Here is a 1,410-nt window from a genome sequence, read left to right on the forward strand (position 1 = left end):
GCCATACTGGGTTCGATCCTCGCGGCGTTGCCGCTCATGACCTTCAACAACTGGTGGGTCCAGATGGTCGGCGCCCTGTTCAACAGGTTCAGGCGCGGCGATAGGTCCGCCGCGCCTGAACCTGTTGAACAGGGCGCCGACCATCTGGACCCACCAGTTGTTGAAGGTCATGAGCGGCAACGCCGCGAGGATCGAACCCAGTATGGCGGCGGCGGCGCCGAGTGCGGTGGAACCGCTTGTCAACAAAACCCATGACCCCAATGAGCAGATAACGGGTACATGCACGAGGTAGAGTGGGAAGGACAGCTCGCCCAGAAAACGTGCCACCTTACCCGAGAACCATGATAAAGGCTCATCCACACTCAGCACCGCGTAGACCAACATGACGCTTGCCGGGATGGCCACGCAGGCTTGCCGCAGGCCCACATCGGAAGCCACGTCAAGCACGGCGAACGGGCGATATATGCCCACGGCACTCCCCGCATAACCCAGCAGCGCCAGGGAAACCATCACCATGGCGCCTCTCACCCACCGATTCGGGCGAAAATCCATGGCGAGAAGCGGATAGAGCAAGAGGCTGGCCGGAAAGGCACAAAGAAAGTAACTGACTTGCAGCGCCAGGAACACGACTGCTGCTATGCAGACCCAGAACGATAACGTCCAGCGGCCTTGAAGGAAAAAGACGATCGGGGCGAGGGCGAAGGTCAGCATGCTCCCCCAGAACTCGACCGTCATGGTCCACAGACTGCTGTCATAATAGTTGTCGCCGTAGATGAACGTCCGCCACGCCCCTTGCAGAAACGCGTCGGCGAAACTCGCAGTCTCCGGCGATAGCACCTTTGAAGCATTGCCGAAACTTCTCAGCCAGTCGGATTGGGTGACGGCGGCCGCATCCTTGATGAAATACAGGTCGAGCTTGAAGATGATGCAGGATGCCAGCGTCGTAACGAGTACCGGGCCGGCCAGGCGTGGCAGGCGCTTGATCGCACCCAACCGCAGATCTTGTGCCTTGCTGGTCTGAAAATAACGCTTCACGAGCACGTAGGAAGACAGGACGAAAAACAGGTAGACGGCGGAGCCGCCATTGAACGCGACGAAAGCCAGGCTTGTTTTGAGCGATTGCCCGGCCAAGTCTCCCTCGCCTTCCATCAATGGCGCAAAAGCACCCAAACAATGCCCATTCAGAACTACGAGCGCGGCGACACCTCTTAACAATTCGAGTGAAGCATCCTTGGCCAAGTATGGGCTTTCTTTGAATAATTGCTATTTAGTACGCGCGAATATAATCGTTCGGCGAACAGAGTTCGCCGTTGCTGGAGAGATTATCGCGATCTGCATTAAATTATTGTTCACGCAAGCCGGATGGCCTGCCGAGCAGCTTCGTGTTCAGGCTTTGACCGTATATATTAC

The 1,410-nt window shown here is 57.1% G+C and carries 1 protein-coding gene; it reads right to left on the reverse strand.

All coding sequences use genetic code 11. The features are described 5' to 3' along the window. On the reverse strand, positions 1–1,239 hold a 1,239-nt coding region (locus tag EN879_RS35820; protein ID WP_245493931.1), incomplete at its 3' end, for an acyltransferase. Positions 1,240–1,410 lie beyond the last annotated feature (171 nt).

Source organism: Mesorhizobium sp. M7A.F.Ca.AU.002.02.1.1 (genome assembly GCF_003998535.1).
Classification (GTDB): Bacteria; Pseudomonadota; Alphaproteobacteria; order Rhizobiales; family Rhizobiaceae; genus Mesorhizobium; species Mesorhizobium ciceri.